The following is an 18,487-nucleotide window of genomic DNA, read 5'->3' on the forward strand; positions in this document are numbered from 1 at the left end:
GTGATTTCGTAATTACCGCGGAAGCCAGTTTCATCTTCCGCAAGGGAAGGGTTTCCTACCCGTTTGGTAAGGGTCGGTACCTGGAGCACGCGTACGACCACCGCCCCATAACCGTGGGCGCGCCGGTGCCGTTTCCGGTGCCGCCGTGGGCGATGCGCAGCTCGCGGCCGTGATAGCCGAGCGCCACGGCAAGTGCGGCGGCACCGCAGTCGGCCATCTCAGCCTGAGCGATATACGGGATCGACCGCCCTTTCATCGCAGCCTCGGCAGCAACACGCTGATCAGCCGCTGCCGGCCCTTCGGAACAACAAGTTCACCGGCCGGCGCCGCAACGGGCCGTTCCAACCTGGCTCTCACCTCGGTAGCGGTCACTTCGACGACGACCGCGCCCTGCGTTGTGCCGGAAGGATCCCGGAATTGCGCGGCAGCGCCTTGGGCGGGCGGTGTCCCGTCGGCACGAATCGCGGTCACCGACATGCCTTCCGCGACTGCGGGCAGCGTCTCGGTCTGGGCAATGCTGATCGTGCAGACGGTCACGACGCCCGCCGTCGACAGCACAGAGAGTGCGAAAAGTCCCGCGTCGACCCACCCCTGCTGCCGGATCACCTCACCGGGGCGGGTTGCCGCGGATTGTCGGTCGCGCCACCGCTGACGAAAGACGGACTCATGCCGGATTTCGCGGTCATCGCTGTTTCGGTCAATTTTCATTCGTCGCTCCTAGGTCGCGGTGGGTCCCGGAAAGGCCACTCTCACGGATAGGAGCTTCAGCCACGCGAAACGGTGACACATTGTGGGGATGCTCGCCGGCGCCGGTCAGTAGCAAATCAAGTATTGCCGTACTCAAGACAACGGGTCAGCGCAGCGTGATGATCAGATGATGACGACCGATGCAGCCAGGACGGACCCATTGAGGCCGGACGTCGACGTCGTCGTGGTGGGCGCAGGTATCGCGGGCCTGTACCTCGCCCACCGGCTGAGCCGCGGCGGATACCGATTTCGTGTGTTCGAAGCGGGCGACGACCTCGGCGGCACGTGGTACTGGAATCGGTATCCGGGTGCCCGGGTCGACATACCCAGCTTCGACTACATGTACAGCTTCGATCCGGACTGGCAGCAGGATTGGCAATGGTCCGAGAAGTACGCCACCCAGCCGGAGATCCTGCGCTATCTGCATCATGTCGCCGACAAGCACGACCTGCGGCGTCACATCACCTTCTCAACTCGAGTCCGCCAGGCACGCTGGGACGACGAATCATCGCTGTGGCATGTGACCACCGACCGCGATGGGGAGGTCACCTCCCGTTTCGTCGTGATGGCCACGGGCTGTCTGTCCGTGCCCAAACACGCCGAGATCGACGGACTCGAGCGGTTCGCCGGCGAGGTCTACTTCACCAGCAGCTGGCCGCGCGAGCCAGTCGATTTCCGGGACAAGCGGGTGGGGGTCATCGGTACGGGTTCTTCTGGGGTGCAGTCGATTCCGGTGATCGCCCAGGAAGCCGAACAAGTGGTGGTGTTTCAGCGCACCCCGACCTTCTGCATCCCGGCCCGTAACGGACCCTTGACATCCGAGATGTTAGCGGTCCTTGCAGACGAGGCGGAATACCGTGCGGCGGCGAGGGTGTCGCGCGGTGGCGTCCCGATGGAGCGCAGCGTCACCCCGACTTTCAGCGTCCCGGAGGCTGAACGTCAACAGCGCTACGAGCGCGTATGGGAGTTGGGTCTACTGTTGGAGTCCATCAACGTCTTCGCCGACGTGATGAGCAATCCCGCGGCCAACCACGAGTTCGCCGAGTTCTTCCGCACCAAAATCCGCTCCCTCGTTGATGATCCACAGACGGCGCTCGATCTTTGCCCGACGGAATACCCCATCGGCTCTAAGAGGCCATGCCTCGACACGGACTATTACGCCACCTACAACCTGCCGCACGTGCGCCTCGTCAACATCAGGAAGGATCCGATCCGGCAAGTCACACAAACGGGCATCGATACCCTCGATGAGTCGTTCGCGCTCGATGCGATCGTTTTCGCAACAGGTTTCGACGCCGTGACCGGCGCGATAATGGCCGTCGACATCCGTGGGCGTAATGGGTTGGCGCTGAAGGAGAAGTGGGCGTACGGACCGCAGACTTACCTCGGGTTGACGACGGTCGGCTTTCCGAACCTGTTTCTCATCACCGGCCCGGGAAGTCCGTCGGTGTTGTCGAACATGACCGTGTCGATCGAACAGCATGTGGATTGGGTGCTCGACTGCCTCGGTCATTTGGACGCCAACGGCTTCGAAGTCATCGAGCCAACACAAACCGCCGAGGCCGGGTGGATGCAGCACGTCAACGACTGTGCCGACATCACCCTCTTCCCAACGGCGAACTCCTGGTATATGGGCGCCAATGTGCCCGGCAAGCCGCGGGTATTCATGCCCTACTGTGGGGGCGTCGACTTCTACCGCGTCAGCTGCGACGAGGTGGTCTCCCGCGATTACCTGGGCTTCGAGAGGTCAGGCCCCAACGGCTCGCGTTGCAACGACGGTGTGGTGCGCCGGTTGCAGCCGGACGTCGAGATGGTCCTCAACGAGGTGGCGGCGATGAACCTGCCGCCGATGGAATCGATGGCGGTCGAGGACGCCCGCGTGGTCTACGCGCAGATGTCGACGGCTCGACCGCCGGGACCGGATGTCGGCGAGATCGTCGACGATGTCCTGCCCGGCGCCGCCGGCGATTTGGCGTACCGGCTTTACCGGCCCCCCACCCCGGGCCCGCACCCGATCGTCGTGTATTTCCACGGGGGCGGTTACGTTTTCGGTGACGCTATCTCGGATGATCCGCTGTCCCGGGACCTATGTGTGCACAGCGACGCCGTGGTGGTCTCAGCCGACTACCGCCATGCGCCCGAGCATCGCTTCCCTGCGGCGGTCGACGACGCGATGGCCGCGGTCCGGTGGGTCGCCGACAACGCCCGGGAGCTGGGGGGCATACCGGGGCGGCTCGCGGTGTGCGGCTGGAGTGCGGGCGGGGGGCTCGCGGCGGTGGTGTGCCGGCTGGCGCGGGACATGGGCGGCCCGGTCATCATGGGGCAGGCGTTGTTGGCGCCGTGCACGGCCGGCGACGTGACACGCGCATCGTTCGCCGAAAACGCGGACGGCTACGGTCTCACGACGCCGCTGGTCGAATGGTTCTACGACCACTACATCGACGCGGCGGATCGAAGCGATCCCCGCTTCGCGCCCTTGTATGCCGCCGACCTGTCCGGGCTGCCGCCGGCGATCGTGGTGACGGCCGAGTTCGATCCCGTGCGCGACGACGGCGCGGCCTACGCCGCCGCGCTCGAGGCGGCCGGTGTCCCGACGGAGTATCTGTGCGCCCGCGGTCACACCCACCAATCGCTGGCGATGGTCGACGTGGTCATCTCGGGTGCACCGGTACGTGCCCGCATGGCGGATTCGCTGCGCCAATTCTTCATGGAGGCAAGGGTTTCGCAGCCCACACTCTGACGGCCCGGCAGCGCAGAAAGGACTCGCAACGATGATCACGACTCGTGCGGAGGCATCGCAATACGTCAAGGACGCCAAAGGCTTGAAGCTTGTCGTATTCGGAGCCGATGGGCACGAGGTCGCCGCGATGTTCGTGCAGGGATCCGTGACGTACAACCCGGAGGAAGCGACCTTCATCGCCGTCGCCGAGGACGGTCATCCGGTGGGCGAACTGTTCGTCGATGAATCGGTCGGCTATGACGAGAACATCGATGCCTTCGTCATCCGCACCGCGCGATAGTCACGGTGTTCATCGATATCGGGTCGAATTCGATTGGCAGCGTGGTCGGTCCGCTCAGCCCGGTGAGGGGCTTCCACGGCGCGGGGCCGGTGCGGCGGGCGTTGGGCATGCGCTGTGCCATGGTCGCCAGGGCTTCGGCGAGCTCGAGGCGGGCCAGGTTGGCGCCCAGGCAGTAGTGCATGCCGGCGCCGAACGTCTGCATTGCGGGGGCTCCCACGCGGGTGATGTCGAGTCGGTCGGGATCGTCGTAGACGGCGGGATCGCGGTTGGCTGCGGCGGTGTTCGCGATGACCAGGGTGCCCGCAGGGATTACCACGCCGGCGATTTCGACGTCCTCGAGCGCGATGCGCAAGGTGGCGGCCGCGATGGGGGAATGCCGCATCGTCTCTTCGACCGCGCTGTTCGCGAGATCGGGATGCGCTGCCAGCAACTCCCACTGGTCGGGACGGTCGCACAGCGCGTGCACGGAGGCGGCCAGCTGGTTGCGGGTGGTGTCGGTGCCGGCCACCAGCAGGCCCGCTGCCAGCATTCGTAGCTCGTCGGCGTTGAGGTGATCGCCGTCGTCTTCGGCGCGAATCAGGTCGGAGACGAGGTCGTCGGTCAGGCGGTGGCGTCGCTGCGCGACCATGTCGTCGATGTAGGCGTCGAGTTCTTCCCAGGCGGACAAGATGGTTCGCTGGTGGGCGGCGGCCTCCCAGCTGAAGGCCTTGAAGATGTCGTCTGTCCATTCCGAGAACAGCTTCCAGTCCTCGGCCGGGGCGCCCAAGAGCGCACAGATGATCGGGATTGGGTATTGACGGGCGATGTCGGCGACGACCTCGCAGCGCCCAATGGCGGCGTGGTGGTCCAACAGCTCGGTGATCACCTCGACGATCGTCGTGCGCAACCGGGCGGTGGCTCGCGGTGTGAAGGCTTTGGACACCAGTCGGCGCAGCCGGTGGTGCTCTGCACCGTCGAGGCTGATCAGGTTGGTCGCGACGCGCTCCCACAGTGGGCCGGTCGTGATCCCTTGGGAGGCAAGGAACATGCCCTGGGGTAAGCGGAATCGCGGGTCGCGCAGCACGCTTCGGACTAGTTCGTAGGTCAGCACCTCCGGCCCGTGTGGGCCGATCGCGATGGGCGCTCGGCGTCGCGCCTCGTGCAGAATCAGGTGCGCCTCATCGGGGCTCTGGCAATGTTCGTAATCGATCGTCGGAAGGCCGGCATCGAAGACGCTCGGGCAAGTCGAGGCGTCAACCGTGGTGATCATGGTGGTGCTCCCGAGGGGCGTCGGTTGAGTACTTCCGCCATCAACTCTCGTTGGTGCGAGAGCACCCCACACGCGTAGTCGACTACCTGTCTGCGGTATCACTACTCTCGCAAAGCGCCTGGGCTCATCGGGCCGGCGGATGAAAACGATGGCGCCGGGAGCAACGAGAAATTAGCGTATTGAGTCGGACGCTTGAACGTGGGTGCCGGGATTGGCGGAGGGTCGGATGACGACCAAAGCAGCGTGCCGAAGGTGCGGCACCGAGTTTCTAGAGAACGCACGATTCTGCCACGGTTGCGGCGCACCGGTCCGGGACCCCGATAGCCGCGCCGAGTACAAGCAAGTCACGGTCCTCTTCGCCGATGTTGTTCATTCGATGGACATCGCGTCGACGGTGGGGGCGGAGCGGCTCCGCGAGATGATGATGAGCCTGGTAGACCGTGCCACCGCGGTGGTGCAGCGGTTCGGCGGCACGGTGGACACGTTCACCGGCGACGGGATCATGGCCGTATACGGAGCCCCGGTCGCGTTGGAGGACCACGCTATTCGCGCTTGCCTTGCGGCGCTGGGCATCCAAGAGGAGACCGCCCGGCTTGCCGCTGAGGTGAGAGCCCGCGACGGTGTCGAACTCGCCTTGCGGATAGGGCTCAATTCCGGTCAGGTCATCGCCGGGGAAGTCGGCTCAACGGCGTTGCGCTACACCACCATCGGGGAGCAGGTCGGTATGGCGCAGCGGATGGAATCGGTGGCGCCGCCGGGCGGGGTGATGCTCAGCGTCTCCACCGCACGACTGGTCGACGGCGCGGCGACACTGGGTGAACCGGAGACGGTCCACATCAAGGGCACCCACGAACCGGTCACCGCGTACCGCCTGCTGGGCATCGGAGACCGGCATCGCGCCACCGAGCGCGCTGAACCGAATCTGGTCGGTCGCGGGTGGGAAATGTCCGCCGTCGAGGGCTTGTTGGACCACGCACTCGGCGGACATGGCGCTGTGGTTGAGGTGGTGGGCGAACCCGGGATCGGGAAGAGCCGTCTGGTGCGCGAGGTCGCCGCGCTGGCGGCGTTGCGGGGCGTGCAGGTGTTCAGCGCCTTCTGTGAGTCACACACCAGCCAGATTTCGTTTCATGCCGTGGCGCGTCTGTTGCGGGCGGCCATCGGCGTCGACGGTCTTGACGGGCAGGCGGCCCGTGCCCGGGTGCGAGAGCAAATCCCAGGCGCAGGCCCAGAGGATGCGCTGCTGCTCGATGACCTGCTCGGCATCGCCGACCCGGGCACTGCCATACCGGCGATCGATCCCGATGCGCGCCGGCGGCGGTTGGCCTCGCTGGTCAACTCCGCCACGTTGTCCCGCCAAAGCCCGGCGGTCTATGTGATCGAGGACGCCCACTGGATCGATGAGGTCAGCGAGTCGATGGTGACCGATTTCCTTGGGGTGATTCCGCAGACGCCCTCGCTGGTGTTGGTCACCTACCGACCCGAATACCGCGGGGCATTGGGTCGCGTCGCCGGTGCTCGCACGGTAACCCTTGCGCCGCTGAGTGATTCGGAAACCGCAACGCTGGTCGCGCATCTCCTCGGCTCCGACCCGTCGGTCATTGCGCTGGGCCGGAGAGTGGCCGAGCGGGCCGCCGGCAACCCGTTCTTCGCCGAGGAGTTGGTGCGCGAACTCGCCGAGCGTGGTGTGCTGCGTGGGGAGCCTGGTGCCTATACCTCGGCGGCGGAGGACGGGGAGGTGAGCGTGCCGGCCACGTTGCAGGCAACCATTGCCGCGCGCATCGACCGGCTCCATCCGAAAGCCAAGCGCGCGTTGAGCGCAGCGGCGGTCATCGGCTCGCGGTTCGGCCTCGACCTACTCACGGCGCTCGGTGTCGAGCCGGTCATTGACGAGCTGGTTGCGGCCCAGGTCATCGACCGGGTCAGCCTTGCCCGGAAACCGGAGTACGTGTTCCACCATCCGCTCATTCATTCGGTCGCCTACGAAGCACAGTTGAAATCGGATCGCTCCGATTTGCACCGACGGGTGGCGGCCGCGATCGAAGCCCGCGACCCGGAATCGGGCGACGAAAACGCGGCGTTGATCGCACAACATCTTCAGGCCGCCGGTGATCTGCACGCCGCCTACGGCTGGCACATGCGCGCCGCAACCTGGGCGACCAACCGCGACATCAGCGCGGCGCGACTGAGTTGGGAGCGAGCGGCGGAGATCGCCGACGCCCTGCCAGCCAACCATCAGCAACGAGCGGCCATGCGTATCGCCCCGCGCACCATGTTGTGCGGGACCGGTTGGCGAGTCCATGCCGGCGTTGCCGGTGACCGCTTCGACGAGCTGCGGGAGCTGTGCAGCGCCGCCGGCGACAAAGCGTCACTGGGCATCGCGACGGCGGGGTTGGTCGTCGGCTACGCGCATCAGGACCGGCTCCGCGAGGCGTCGCAGCTGGGATCGGAAGCCTGGGCCCTCGCCGAATCGCTCGGAGACGCGACCTTGACGGTTGGGCTGTCCTTCCCGGTGATCTACGGCAAGATCGAGAGCGCCGAATGGTGTGACGTGTTGCGATTGTCACAGGCCGTTGTCGACCTGGCCGACGGTGATCCGTCGAAAGGCAACTTTCTCGTCGGGTGTCCGTTGGCGCTCGCCTTGGCGTCGCGGGGCATGGCTCGTTATTTTCTGGGCCGGCCCGGATGGTCGGAAGACCTGCGGCACGGCGTCGCGATGGCCCGCCGCGCTGACCCGGCGTCCTACGCCGGGGCCGTCGGCTATGTCTACTTGCTGGGCGTGCCGTTTGGGGTGCTGATGCCAGACGCTCCTGCGCTGCGCGAGGTCGAGAACGCGCTACAAGTCGCGGAGCGATCCAGCGATGACGTCGTGGTGGGCTTCATCCGGGCGACGTTGGGCGTTGCGCTGGTGCACCGCAACACGATTGGGGAGCGCGGCCGCGGGCAGCAACTGTTGGCCGAGGTCGGGGAGGTGTTCCTGAGCCGACGACACAACCTGAGCGATCTCCCGATCGTCCAGGTCTACTCGGCACGCGAGACGGCGAGGCGCGGAGATCCCGATGCCGCCATACCGGTGATGCGCGCCGCCGCCGACCATCTGTTCGGCCACGGACGTATGCCGCTGTGGGGCATTCCGGCGACGGCTGTGCTAGTGGAGACGTTGCTCGATCGGGGAGCCGACGGCGACGTGGCCGAAGTGGAGGCCGCGATTGACCGACTGGCGGTCGCGCCGGCCGACGAAGGTCTGGTGATGCGCGACATCTGGTTGCTGCGGCTGCGGGCGCTGCTCGGCCGGGCCCGCGGCGATGCGGCCGCCTACCGCGGCGGTCGGGATCGCTACCGTGAGATGGCGAAAGCGCTTGGCTACAAAGGGCATATCGCGTGGTGCGAGGCCATGCCATGACGGCGGCCATTCGCGGGCATGCGCACCGTGTCTTGCGTTAGCCAGTTTCTTCAAGCACGTCGCGCAGGCGGTTGAGCGACGTGACAAATTCTCGTTTGGTGCGGGCACGCAACATTAACAACGGGGCGATCGCCCCCACCTCGAACGTCATCTCACGGCTTATCTCTGTTCTCTGTTCACCGACTGGTGCGCACCGGTAGGTGATGGACCCGATCTCGCGCCGCCACAGCCGCCCGACCTGTCTCCAACCGCGGATGCGCCAAAGATTCGGCGGTTCGTCGGCAACGACGATCCAGGCGATCGGGTCCAGGAACCACGCGAGGCCTTGGGTGCGCTCGACGAACTGGTCCCCGTAGGTAGCGTGGCGATCGACAGGCTCGCCCTCGAGGTCGCGCGTGATCCGAAAGTAGCGCTGCCAGTTACGAGGCGTGCTGACGAACCTGTACGCCACTTCAGGGTCGACGGCCACGGTAACTTGAGTGAGCCATCGACCCGGGGTCGAGAGCACTGCGCGCGCGGTCGTATCAGTCACGGCAAAACGTTGATCGTTCGAGCTGTCCACGACTTCTCCTCTCATTGCGTGCGGGAAAATCGTGCGCCACCAGACGATGACTCTTGCCCCATTGCCCCGACCGGGGTAGGGCCTCCGTGCCATTGGGCAAGGGTCGAAGGTCCTCGTTTTCTAACCTGAATCTGTGGATGGCCGTATTGGTTGGTCGGCCGTGATCTGAAATGCGCAATCGTACTGACTGCATATACGTTCGCGAGGAATCCAGGTCGTCTCGAGATGGACGACACAAGAGGGTCTCGAAACTTCGTTTCGGTCGTCTCACCAGTTGGCGGCAGACCTGCGGAGATCTTTTGTCCGTCGAACGGACGCTAACACCGGTTAGGCCATCGGCTAAGTCACGATTTCAACGAGAGGGCTACAGCCTCTGTCAACCGTTCGGCGGATGGTGAGCTGGCAAGCGTCGGCTTACAGTGACGCCTGGGGGAAAGTCACTCGTCGCGTCCGCAAGCGGATGTTCATTGAGTGCACCGCAATCAATCAATAAAGAAGTGGGGGGACTCCATGCACAAATCATCAATTCTGCTTACCCTTCGTCGGCCACGGCTTTTGATCGGACTGGTGGCCGTCGTTTCAGCAGCGGCGACCATCGCCATGCTGGTAACTGCCGGTTATCCGGACTCCGCACCCCGTTTGATGTGGATTTTCACCGCCGTCACTGCCGTGATGACGGCGATCGCAACCCTGTTGGCCATCGTCACCCAGACCCGAAACGACGGGAAAAAGTGACATGAAGAAGAGCCTCGTCGGCGGCATCGCCGCCGCAGCCGTCGCGGGCGGTCTCGCCCTCGCGGCACCAGCCGGATCAGCACACGCGGACGGCTATTTCGATGTCTGTGGGCCGGGCTACGGCGTCGAGGGCGGCTCCACGTCCTGCGCGTTCGCCTACAACGTCTACCAAGCGGCGAATGGCCAGAACCCGGTCTACGCCTACAGCCCGTTGACCAACGAGGTCTATCAGATGGAGTGCGGCCCCACCCGGCTAACTGGCCCCACTATGTACGGTCCCGCCGCGCGCTGCGTCGGCGGCAATAACGCTGTCGTCATCGTCTGGTGAGGCCATGAGAAAGACATTGCACGGCGAGATGAGCCGCCGCAGGGCGGCTTGGCTCGTCTTCGACACCATCGGGTTGCTGGTGTACCTGGTCGCCTGCTGTGCTTGGCTGGTCCCCTTGGAGCGGCCCGCGCCCCCCACGCCGGTCCCACTCACGGTCCAGCAGGCGATGAGAATGAACGGGCCGTCAGCATCCGACGGCCCATCCTCTGACCGCAGTGTGGTCGACATCGTCGACCCCCAATCCGATTCCGCATTGGAGCGCCTCTAACTGGCGTCGCCCGGTGCAACGAGCGATCACCATCCCGGCCAGCAGAGACGCCCCCTATGAACAACGAAAGGAGGGAATCGATCCCAATGCTGAAGAAGGCAATCTTCGCCGGATGGGCGGTGACGGCTTTCGCGGTCACGCTCGCATTCGCGGCCCCCGCCCACGCGGCGATGAGCCGCATCGTGTCGGAGGTGTACTGGTCAGGACCGGCCTGCATCCCGGTGCGCTCGCCTCACTACCCCGACGGCAGCTACACCCAGACATCGATGGTCTGCGGCGGGCATTCGACGGCCACCTATTACGCGTTCCCCGGCGAATTCATCGGGGCCGACCCGCAGCCCGAAGACGCGACCGTCACGCTGGGCTGCTCGCTGTACGTCGACGGGAATTCGGCCTACCAGGACTACGCGCGCGACGGTGACCACCACGACGTCAACTGTCTGCGGGTACTGCCCGCGCCGTACAGCTACGACGGCCCGGCCCAGAACCGGATGTAGGCGAGGAATGACCAATTTCGTCTATCGCTCCGCGACCAATGAAGCTGAACACCGTCACCGTCCGCTTGGCCGACTGCGAGAGCTGGACCGCCGTGGTGATCCGATGAGGTCGGCGGTCGTGAGGGCTTCTGGCGTCTCCAGTACGCCGCTCCACGTGGTCGTCGCGTCCACGCCGACCCATTACCGAAAGCCGATGCGCGCCAACGGGTTGGCCGCTGCCGCTCTGACCCGCGCCCCTGAGGCGGGCGACGCCGCCAAGCACGACACCGTCGGTGTCGCACATTATGTGAGGAGCTTCTAATGAGCACCGATTTCGTTGTCCACTCGGACGGCACCATCGACCCGCCGATTGAGGACTACTCGAACACCGACTGGTCCACCATGTCGGCGGAGGAGTTCGCGAACGCAGACACACAGCGGGCATGGTCTGTACCGCCCCAGTCGCAGCGGTACTACGACGAGTCGCCTTATCGAGAGGCGCCCCAACAGGATTGGGCGGGCGTGGTCAAGCTGGTCGGCGGCATCGTGGCTGCCGGGGTGGTGATCGTCGCCGTCATCGTGCTGGTGATCTCGCTGACCAAGCCGACACCGACGAATCCGACGGGTTATGCGACGGCGACGCAGACGGTCACTGCTAGTGCCCTCCCGACAACGGCGACGCAGACCCTCACGGCGATGCCAGCCCCACCACCACCCGTGATCGTCGCTCCACCGCCCATGACCGTCACCCAAGCCCCTGCACCGCTTAGCCCTGCGCCAGTGCCAGCACTGCCGCCCGGCGATTTGGGGTTACCTACGCCGATGAGTTATCCGACCTGCAACGGCCGGGGGATCGTGGTATTGGGAAATGTCACCACGCCGGGTAGGTATGCCGCTGGCGTAAAAAATCTGCTTAACGCCAACCCCGGCGCGTCCTACCTGCGCACCGATCAAGCGTGCCCATCGCTGCGCCAAGAGTCTGAAGAGGGCAATCCGATCTATGCCGTATTCAAATTCGCCGGTACAACTCGACGAGAGGTTTGTACGGCTGTCTATGCGGCCGGCAGCGGGGCCTATGGAAAGTGGCTGGATCGCTCAACTGACCCTGCGTACGTCATTCCCTGCTGATGTCCTTCGCAAGCAAACGCCGACAGAGCCTCGATGGCGAGTCAGAGCGATCAATCGAATCTCATCGGTGTGATCGCGGGGAGCGACCACCAGCACACAACAAAGGAGGAACAGTCAGTATGAACAACACAGCCGGCCGAAGGCTGGTGTTCGCGTGAACGCGGGATGGTTCCCGGACCCGAGCGGTCAACCGGGACAACGTTACTTCGACGGCCAGCGGTGGACGCAACACTTTGTCCCCACGCCGCCGCCGTTCCCCCAGCCGCCCGCTCCGGCGGTGGCGGTAGCGGTGTCGACCGGCAGTGGGACCAACCACGCGCTGCACGCCGTGCTGACACTTCTGACCTGCGGACTGTGGCTGCCGATCTGGATTCTGGCCGCCATTTTTGGTGGGTCGTCGAAATCGTCGGTTGCCGTCGGTGGCGCTGGCGGTGCGATCGCGAGCACTCGGTCCAACCACCGGACCTTGTTGATCGGGGCCGGTGTGTTTCTCGGGCTGGTGATGCTCGGCATCATCACCGAGCACCCTTGGTTGCTCATTGTGTTGGTTCCCATTGTCGGCGCCGGCGGATTTTTCTTTTGGAAGCAGAAGTCCGCTCGCGATCGCCGTGACCAGGAGCTCCGTGAGGAGTATCGCCGCGATGTGCTTTCGAACCGCGCCGAGTACGAGGACCGGCTGTACTGCAAGGGTGATCCGCGTGGCACCTATGGCCGGTATATGCCGCCCCCGCCGTTCGACCAAGCCGAGTCAACGTGACGCACTGAGCCACTTCGTACAACCAGGCTAAGGGGGCGGCGACCGTTGGCTTGAGCTCGAGAGCTAGGCCTGGCGCCGGGTAGGCGCTACGCGCTCAGTGGCCCGCAACGGATTTCGAATCGCTCCCGCACCGTGTCGAGAACATGTCGCTCGTGCTCGCGTTCGCGGCGGTGCCCGAGCATGAACCGTGCCAGGCCCGGCAAGCGGCGCGGTAGCGGGTACCACTTGTCGAAATCGAGGCCGTTGTCGGCGAACACGCGACTCGGGACGTTGTCGTAGATCAGGCTGATGTTGTGCTGGACGAGCGCGAAGAGCACGTACGGGAATGCCAACGGCGCCTTGCGCCGCAGTTCTTGCCAGTCGACTTCGTAGAGCGGGATCTCCCCGAGTCTGCCCAGGAACATCAAGTGGCCCAGGAAGTACCCCATGAAGGCGGGTAGGTGCAGAATGGCCGACCGCACGTTGATGGAAACGACTGCGCCACTGGGCGAAACGTACGGCTCGTACGGGTACTCGTCGGGGAACTTGACGTATCCGGTGCAGTTGACGACCCAGCTGCCCGGTTCGATCGTCTTCGTCGATCCGCTCCGGAACACCAACTCGGTCGTGCCATTGCGGTCAACCGCATCCTCGAAGTAGTCCATCACCAGATCGTTCAGCCCGGCGGAGATCGTCCGGTTCTCGGCTTCGGACAACACCCCCAACACGTAGTTGTCCGCCTGCGGGGTCAACAATGTGCCATAGGTGGCTCGAAACCAATCTTGCACTTCCGACTCGTTGGTGCCGTCGTACCGGTGACTCATCTGTGCGGCGACGGTGCTCAGCGGTGTGCCCTTCCACCACCGCTTGACGCCGCTCGGTAACAGACTGTCGCGGCAGGAGAAGAACGTTCCTCGGCCGGCGACGAGGTTTACCTGGCGGCCGGGGTATGCCGTGATCAGTGCGTGCGCGGTGTCCATCGCGGTCTTTCCGCCGCCGATGATCCACACCGGCGCATCGCTTTCCCTGATGTCGCCGGCCCGCACGTCGCAGTAGTCGGGCGACACCGAATGGACGCGCTTGCTGGAGATGTCCAGCGCTTCGTTCGGCCTGACTCCCAAGCCATAGGCTTTGATCAAGCGTTTCGCCTCGACGACGAGCGCACGGCCGTCGGCGGCCCTACAGGTGACCCGCACGATTCCGTTCGCTTCTTCTTCCGACTCGAAGTCCCAGCCGAGATACTCGTCCACCTGCACGCGCTCGCGTATCACGTCGACGCAGTGCTGAAAATGGTCGAGCACCTCACCCTTGGTCGCCAAGTAACTGCGGTCCTTGCCGAGGGTCCACTCGATGTTGCCCGCCGTGAACATGGGGTGCGGCTGGTGCAGGCGGACATAGGGGTAGACGTCGACCCACATGCCGCCGACGCGTGCCCGGCGGTCGATCAGGATCACCTTCTGATCGCGGGATAGGTATCGGCTGGCGGCGAACAGGGCGTTCAACCCGGCGATGCCGGCGCCGACGATGCACACGTCGCAGGTTTCCACGGGACCGGACTCGAGTGCGGACATCGGACCGCCTTTCCTCGCAGATGCCCACAATTATGTGTCCGCACCGTGCCACCGGAATGAGTAATCGACTACTTCATCCGGTGACTACTGACGTCCGCGGCGGCCTGTCGGGTGTTATGGCGTTCGAGCTTGTTCTGCGCCCAGTGACGCGGCATGCGGCGATGTTTGCAGATTATTCGAAACGGGAATTTTCGCAAACTGTAGTGCGGCTCGCTCAGCAGGGGTTTTGGTGAGGTGTCTGGGGCAGGTGGGGTTCGGCCGGAGGTTTCGCTAGCCATTATCGACGGCCAGCATGTCGTTCATATCGGTATCGAGGCATGGGTACGCGGGGCCGAGCCGCCCATCAAGATCGTCGGGAATTACTCGAATCCGTCGGAGTTCCTATCCCTTGACTCGGCGGCAAACAGCGATGTGGACGTCGTCCTGTTTGCACTGCAATACGACGACGGTCCTGAGTTCGGCGCCCTTCGGCAGCTCTGCCAGGCCGGCAATCGAGTCGTCGTCTACTCGTACCTCGCCAGCGACGAAATCATTCTGACGAGTCTCGACGCCGGAGCCGTGAGCTACGTGGCAAAGTCGGAGAGCGGCGTTCATTTGTGCGAGGCGATCTGGGCGGCGTGCACAGATACGCCCTACGTTGCACCGAGGATGGCCAGAGCGCTGCTGAGCGACCGGACCGCGGGTCGGCCCCGTCTGAGCGAGCGGGAACGTGAAGTTCTCGTCGCGTGGTTTCAGACCGAGAACAAAGAGCAGGTGGCCAAGAGGCTCTTTATCGAGCCATCAACGGTCCGTACGCATTTGCAGCGAGCCCGGGCGAAATACGCGGCGGTCGGTAGGCCGGCGCCGACCAAGTCGGCACTGATTGCCCGAGCGATCCAGGACGGCATCCTCAGCGTCAACGATCTGTGATCTAGGGCGTGATCAGCTGCAGGCTGGTCTGCCGAGCCAAGCATTCGGATCGGGCTACAGGTTGTCGCTCCGGTTAGCCCTGAGCCAGCTCAGCGACGGGCTGCCATTCCGCCCAGGTGCGCAGCCGGCTCTCGTAGTCGGCCTTGGCCGTTTCCAGCGGCGATGCGCCGAAAAAGACTCGCAGCGGCGGGTTTTCGGCGTCGACCACCTTCAGCAAGGCGGCGGCCGAAGCCTCCGGATTGCCCGGGCTGGCCCAGCGCTTGCTGCGCTCGGCCTGGACGGCGGCGCGGACGTCGTCGTACGCCGGCAGCGGCTCGGCATGCTTGGCCGAGTCGCCGGCCCAGTCGGTGTCGAAGCCGCCAGGCTCGATCAACGTGACGTGCACGCCGAACGGGGCGACCTCTTGGGCCAGCGCCTGCGAGAAGCCTTCCAGCGCCCACTTCGACGCGTGGTACATGGCTACCAACGGGAACGCGGTGATGCCCCCGATCGAGGAAACCTGGACGATGTGGCCGCTGCGCTGGTCGCGCAGGTACGGCAACGCGGCCTGGGTGATCCACAGCGCCCCAAAGACGTTCGTCTCGATCTGATCGCGCGCCTCTTGCTCGGAAAGCTCCTCGACGAACCCGAACTGCCCGTAGCCGGCGTTGTTGACGACGATGTCCAGGCGCCCGAAATGGTCGTGTGCCTGCTTGACCGCGGCGAAGTCCGCGTCCCGGTCGGTGACGTCGAGGCGAATCGGCAACAGCGCGTCGCCGTACTTCTCGACCAGGTCGTCCAGCGACGCCGTGTCGCGTGCCGTGGCGGCGACCTTGTCGCCCCGCTCCAGCGCCGCTATCGCCCACGCCCGTCCGAAACCCCGCGATGTACCGGTGATAAACCAAACTTTTTCAGCCACGCAGCGGTACAACGCCGATGTCGCCACCTAATTCCCGGCGGGTAGCGTCTTCATCGTGAATCGCGCGGCCTTGGACAAGGACCCACGGGCTGTCGCGTCGATGTTCGACGGCGTCGCGCGCCGCTACGACCTGACCAACACCGTGCTATCGCTGGGGCAGGACCGCTACTGGCGGAAAGCCACCCGGTCGGCGTTGGCGATCGGTCTCGGCCAGAAGGTGCTCGATTTGGCCGCGGGCACCGCGGTGTCAACGGTCGAGCTGAGGAAGTCGGGGGCGTGGTGTGTGGCTGCCGATTTCTCGGTCGGGATGCTGGCGGCGGGTGCCGTGCGCAACGTGCCCAAGGTCGCCGCCGACGCCACGAGGCTGCCGTTCGGCAACGCCGTATTCGACGCTGTGACAATCAGTTTCGGGTTACGTAACGTCGTAGACCCCCAGGCGGCGCTGCGCGAGATGGCGCGCGTCACCCGGCCCGGTGGGCGATTGGTGGTGTGCGAATTCTCCACCCCGACCAACGGGCTGTTCGCCACCGCCTACAAGGAGTATCTGATGCGGGCGCTGCCGCGGGTGGCGCGCGCGGTGTCCAGCAACCCCGACGCCTACGTCTACCTCGCGGAGTCGATCAGGGCGTGGCCCGACCAGGCGAGCCTGGCGCGCGACATTTCCCGGGCGGGATGGGCGGGGGTGCGGTGGCGCAACCTCACCGGCGGCATCGTGGCCTTACACGCGGGCTACAAGCCGCTGCGGTGACTTACTGATCAGTGAGCGCCGGCGCGCTGCACGAAGGGGATCTGGTCGGGGCAGTAGTGGTCGACCGCGGCGCCCAGAAACTGGAACGCCTGACCCTGGGTGGTGCCCCGGGGCAAATTGTGCTGAATGAAATTGGCCGACTTGTAGGGGTCGCCGTCCACGCCCCGGCCGATCCGGTCGCAGGTGATCTTGCCCAGCCACGCGAGCTGGTCCTGCGGCTGGTAGATGCCGAAGCCGTTGACGGTGTTCTTGAACGGGGCGTCGTAGTCATTCGACGGCGGCGGCGAGGCCAGCGCCGGCGCGGCCAGCGCGATGGCGGCGGCGGCCAGGCCGCCGATAGTAGCCAGCTTCGTTCCCTTCATTAGCCGGACTATACACCGCTCGCCTGAAGCGCGCGGAAAATTGTCAACTGCCCCAACCAGGCGCAAAGGCTCTTCCCGCACGTCAACGGCTCAGCTGAACGGCACTCGGCGATCAATGAACCGGGACAGCCGTCCGCCGGCCCGCCAGGCCCGCGCCACCCAGTCGGCGTCGTCGTCGGTGACCAGGTTGGCCATCACCCGCACGGCGATCGTCATCAGCTTCGGGGAGCGCATCGCGATCGGTCCCGTCGCGGGCAGGAACCGCTGAAAGGTCAACAGCAACGCCAGCCGGCGCGCGACCGAGAACCCCCGGCCGTAGTGCTGCTGCAGCAGCGACGGCCACACCTGGGACAGGTCTTGAGACAGGCCACAGCAGTCCAGCAGTTCGGCGGCCAGCCGCCCCGTTTCCAGCCCGTAGTCGATGCCCTCGCCGTTCAGGGGGTTGACGCAGGCGGCCGCGTCGCCGATCAGCATCCAGTTCGGTCCGGCCACCCCGGACACCGCGCCGCCCATCGGCAGCAGTGCCGACACCACGGCCCGCGGCGGCCCGGTGAAGCCCCACTCGTCGCGGCGCAGGTCGGTGTAGTAGTTGATCAGCGGTCGCAGCGCCAGGTCGGCCGGCCGTTTCACCGTCGACAACGCGCCGACGCCGATGTTCACCTCGCCGTTGCCCAGCGGGAAGATCCAGCCGTAGCCGGGCAGCACTTTGTCCTTGGAGCCGTCGGGTCCGCGCAGCTCCAGATGCGACGTCAGCCAGGGGTCGTCGGCGCGCGGAGTGGCCAGATACCCGCGGGCCGCGACGCCATACACCGTCTCCTGATGCCAACGCCGGCCCAGCTTGCGGCCCAGCGAAGACCGGGCCCCGTCGGCCACGATCAACTGCCGGCAACCCACCTCCGTGCCGTCGGCCAACGTCAGCGACACCACTCGCCTGGACGAGTCATGATGCACCGCAACGGCTTTCGTCCCCAACATCATCCGCGCGCCGGAGTCCTCGGCGACCTTGCGGATCCGGTCGTCCAACTCGAGTCGGGCCACCGCGCTGCCGGTCGAGGGAAACGACGGGCCCGGCCAGTCGACTTCCACCTCGCCGCCGAACCCGCTCATCCGCAACCCGCGATGCCGGATGCGGGTGTCCAGCCAGTCGCCCAGCCCGAGGCGCTCGCACTCGGCGACCGCGCGCGGGGTCAGCCCGTCACCGCACGCCTTGTCGCGGGGGAAGCTTGCGGAGTCGATGACCAGCACGTCGTTGCCCGCCCGCGCCGCCCACGCGGCCGCCGCCGAACCGGCGGGTCCGGCGCCCACGACCACCACGTCGGCTTTGGTCTCCACGCTCACCAGTATGTTGGT

General features: G+C 65.4%; 19 protein-coding genes. 11 read left to right on the forward strand and 8 right to left on the reverse strand.

Annotated elements, in window-relative coordinates:
* Positions 1-55 precede the first annotated feature (55 nt).
* Positions 56-256 carry a cysteine peptidase family C39 domain-containing protein gene (locus A5678_RS28210; protein WP_156746994.1) on the reverse strand — a complete coding sequence of 67 codons (201 nt, stop codon included), beginning with the start codon at positions 254-256 and terminating at the stop codon, positions 56-58.
* Complete coding sequence (locus A5678_RS19165) at positions 253-708, reverse strand: hypothetical protein (protein WP_068045220.1); 456 nt, start codon at positions 706-708, stop codon at positions 253-255. The genes A5678_RS28210 and A5678_RS19165 overlap by 4 nt, the downstream gene beginning before the upstream one ends.
* Before the next feature lie 169 nt (positions 709-877).
* On the opposite strand from A5678_RS19165, the gene A5678_RS19170 reads away from it, so the two are divergent.
* Together A5678_RS19170 and A5678_RS19175 are read left to right on the forward strand one after the other, a co-directional pair.
* Positions 878-3,487: an alpha/beta hydrolase fold domain-containing protein gene (locus tag A5678_RS19170; protein ID WP_082945632.1), complete on the forward strand. Its 2,610-nt coding sequence runs from the start codon at positions 878-880 to the stop codon at positions 3,485-3,487.
* 31 nt (positions 3,488-3,518) lie between these two features.
* Positions 3,519-3,767, forward strand: coding sequence for a hypothetical protein (locus A5678_RS19175; RefSeq protein WP_068045225.1), 249 nt, complete (start codon positions 3,519-3,521; stop codon positions 3,765-3,767).
* Here the strand turns inward: A5678_RS19175 and A5678_RS19180 are convergent.
* Positions 3,748-5,016 (reverse strand): cytochrome P450, encoded by a 1,269-nt coding sequence (locus A5678_RS19180; RefSeq protein WP_068045228.1) that lies wholly within the window; start codon positions 5,014-5,016, stop codon positions 3,748-3,750. The two genes, A5678_RS19175 and A5678_RS19180, sit on opposite strands and share 20 nt — an antisense overlap.
* Positions 5,017-5,242: 226 nt before the next feature.
* Here A5678_RS19180 and A5678_RS19185 point away from each other — a divergent pair, with 226 nt between their 5' ends.
* Positions 5,243-8,416 carry an adenylate/guanylate cyclase domain-containing protein gene (locus A5678_RS19185; protein WP_068045230.1) on the forward strand — a complete coding sequence of 1,058 codons (3,174 nt, stop codon included), beginning with the start codon at positions 5,243-5,245 and terminating at the stop codon, positions 8,414-8,416.
* 37 nt (positions 8,417-8,453) lie between these two features.
* Here the strand turns inward: A5678_RS19185 and A5678_RS19190 are convergent, their stop codons facing one another.
* Positions 8,454-8,978 (reverse strand): SRPBCC family protein, encoded by a 525-nt coding sequence (locus tag A5678_RS19190; protein WP_197502196.1) that lies wholly within the window; start codon positions 8,976-8,978, stop codon positions 8,454-8,456.
* A 567-nt stretch (positions 8,979-9,545) separates the two neighbouring features.
* Between A5678_RS19190 and A5678_RS19195 the strand changes: the two genes are divergently transcribed.
* From A5678_RS19195 to A5678_RS19225, 6 genes are all read left to right on the forward strand, one after another.
* Positions 9,546-9,713, forward strand: coding sequence for a hypothetical protein (locus tag A5678_RS19195; protein WP_156746995.1), 168 nt, complete (start codon positions 9,546-9,548; stop codon positions 9,711-9,713).
* A gap of 1 nt (position 9,714) precedes the next feature.
* Positions 9,715-10,041, forward strand: a complete 327-nt coding sequence (locus A5678_RS19200; RefSeq protein WP_068045238.1) for a hypothetical protein — start codon at positions 9,715-9,717, stop codon at positions 10,039-10,041.
* Between the two features lie 4 nt (positions 10,042-10,045).
* A complete protein-coding gene (locus A5678_RS19205; RefSeq protein ID WP_068045241.1) occupies positions 10,046-10,309 on the forward strand; it encodes a hypothetical protein in 264 nt (87 codons plus the stop codon).
* Between the two features lie 86 nt (positions 10,310-10,395).
* Positions 10,396-10,806: a hypothetical protein gene (locus tag A5678_RS19210; RefSeq protein ID WP_068045243.1), complete on the forward strand. Its 411-nt coding sequence runs from the start codon at positions 10,396-10,398 to the stop codon at positions 10,804-10,806.
* Between the two features lie 300 nt (positions 10,807-11,106).
* Positions 11,107-11,913, forward strand: a complete 807-nt coding sequence (locus tag A5678_RS27270) for a hypothetical protein (RefSeq protein WP_068045251.1) — start codon at positions 11,107-11,109, stop codon at positions 11,911-11,913.
* Positions 11,914-12,067: 154 nt separating this feature from the next.
* Positions 12,068-12,670 (forward strand): DUF2510 domain-containing protein, encoded by a 603-nt coding sequence (locus tag A5678_RS19225; protein WP_068045254.1) that lies wholly within the window; start codon positions 12,068-12,070, stop codon positions 12,668-12,670.
* Between the two features lie 86 nt (positions 12,671-12,756).
* Here A5678_RS19225 and A5678_RS19230 read toward each other — a convergent pair whose 3' ends face one another.
* Entirely contained in the window at positions 12,757-14,220 is a 1,464-nt protein-coding gene (locus A5678_RS19230; RefSeq protein ID WP_068045255.1) for an FAD-dependent oxidoreductase, read from the reverse strand.
* Positions 14,221-14,454: 234 nt separating this feature from the next.
* Here A5678_RS19230 and A5678_RS19235 point away from each other — a divergent pair, with 234 nt between their 5' ends.
* Complete coding sequence (locus tag A5678_RS19235; protein WP_068045258.1) at positions 14,455-15,129, forward strand: response regulator transcription factor; 675 nt, start codon at positions 14,455-14,457, stop codon at positions 15,127-15,129.
* A gap of 73 nt (positions 15,130-15,202) precedes the next feature.
* Here the strand turns inward: A5678_RS19235 and A5678_RS19240 are convergent, their stop codons facing one another.
* A complete protein-coding gene (locus tag A5678_RS19240; protein ID WP_068045261.1) occupies positions 15,203-16,027 on the reverse strand; it encodes an SDR family oxidoreductase in 825 nt (274 codons plus the stop codon).
* Between the two features lie 55 nt (positions 16,028-16,082).
* Here A5678_RS19240 and A5678_RS19245 point away from each other — a divergent pair, with 55 nt between their 5' ends.
* Complete coding sequence (locus A5678_RS19245; protein ID WP_068045265.1) at positions 16,083-16,775, forward strand: demethylmenaquinone methyltransferase; 693 nt, start codon at positions 16,083-16,085, stop codon at positions 16,773-16,775.
* An 8-nt stretch (positions 16,776-16,783) separates the two neighbouring features.
* On the opposite strand, the gene A5678_RS19250 is transcribed toward A5678_RS19245, so the two are convergent.
* Both A5678_RS19250 and menJ read right to left on the reverse strand, forming a co-directional pair.
* The gene (locus A5678_RS19250; protein WP_068045268.1) at positions 16,784-17,137 is read right to left on the reverse strand and encodes a DUF732 domain-containing protein; all 354 of its coding nucleotides are present in this window, start codon (positions 17,135-17,137) and stop codon (positions 16,784-16,786) included.
* Positions 17,138-17,227: 90 nt separating this feature from the next.
* Entirely contained in the window at positions 17,228-18,475 is a 1,248-nt protein-coding gene (gene menJ, locus A5678_RS19255) for a menaquinone reductase (protein ID WP_068045272.1), read from the reverse strand.
* Positions 18,476-18,487: the final 12 nt, after the last annotated feature.

The sequence above is a fragment of the Mycobacterium sp. E2733 genome (assembly GCF_001667585.1).
Taxonomy (GTDB): domain Bacteria; phylum Actinomycetota; class Actinomycetes; order Mycobacteriales; family Mycobacteriaceae; genus Mycobacterium.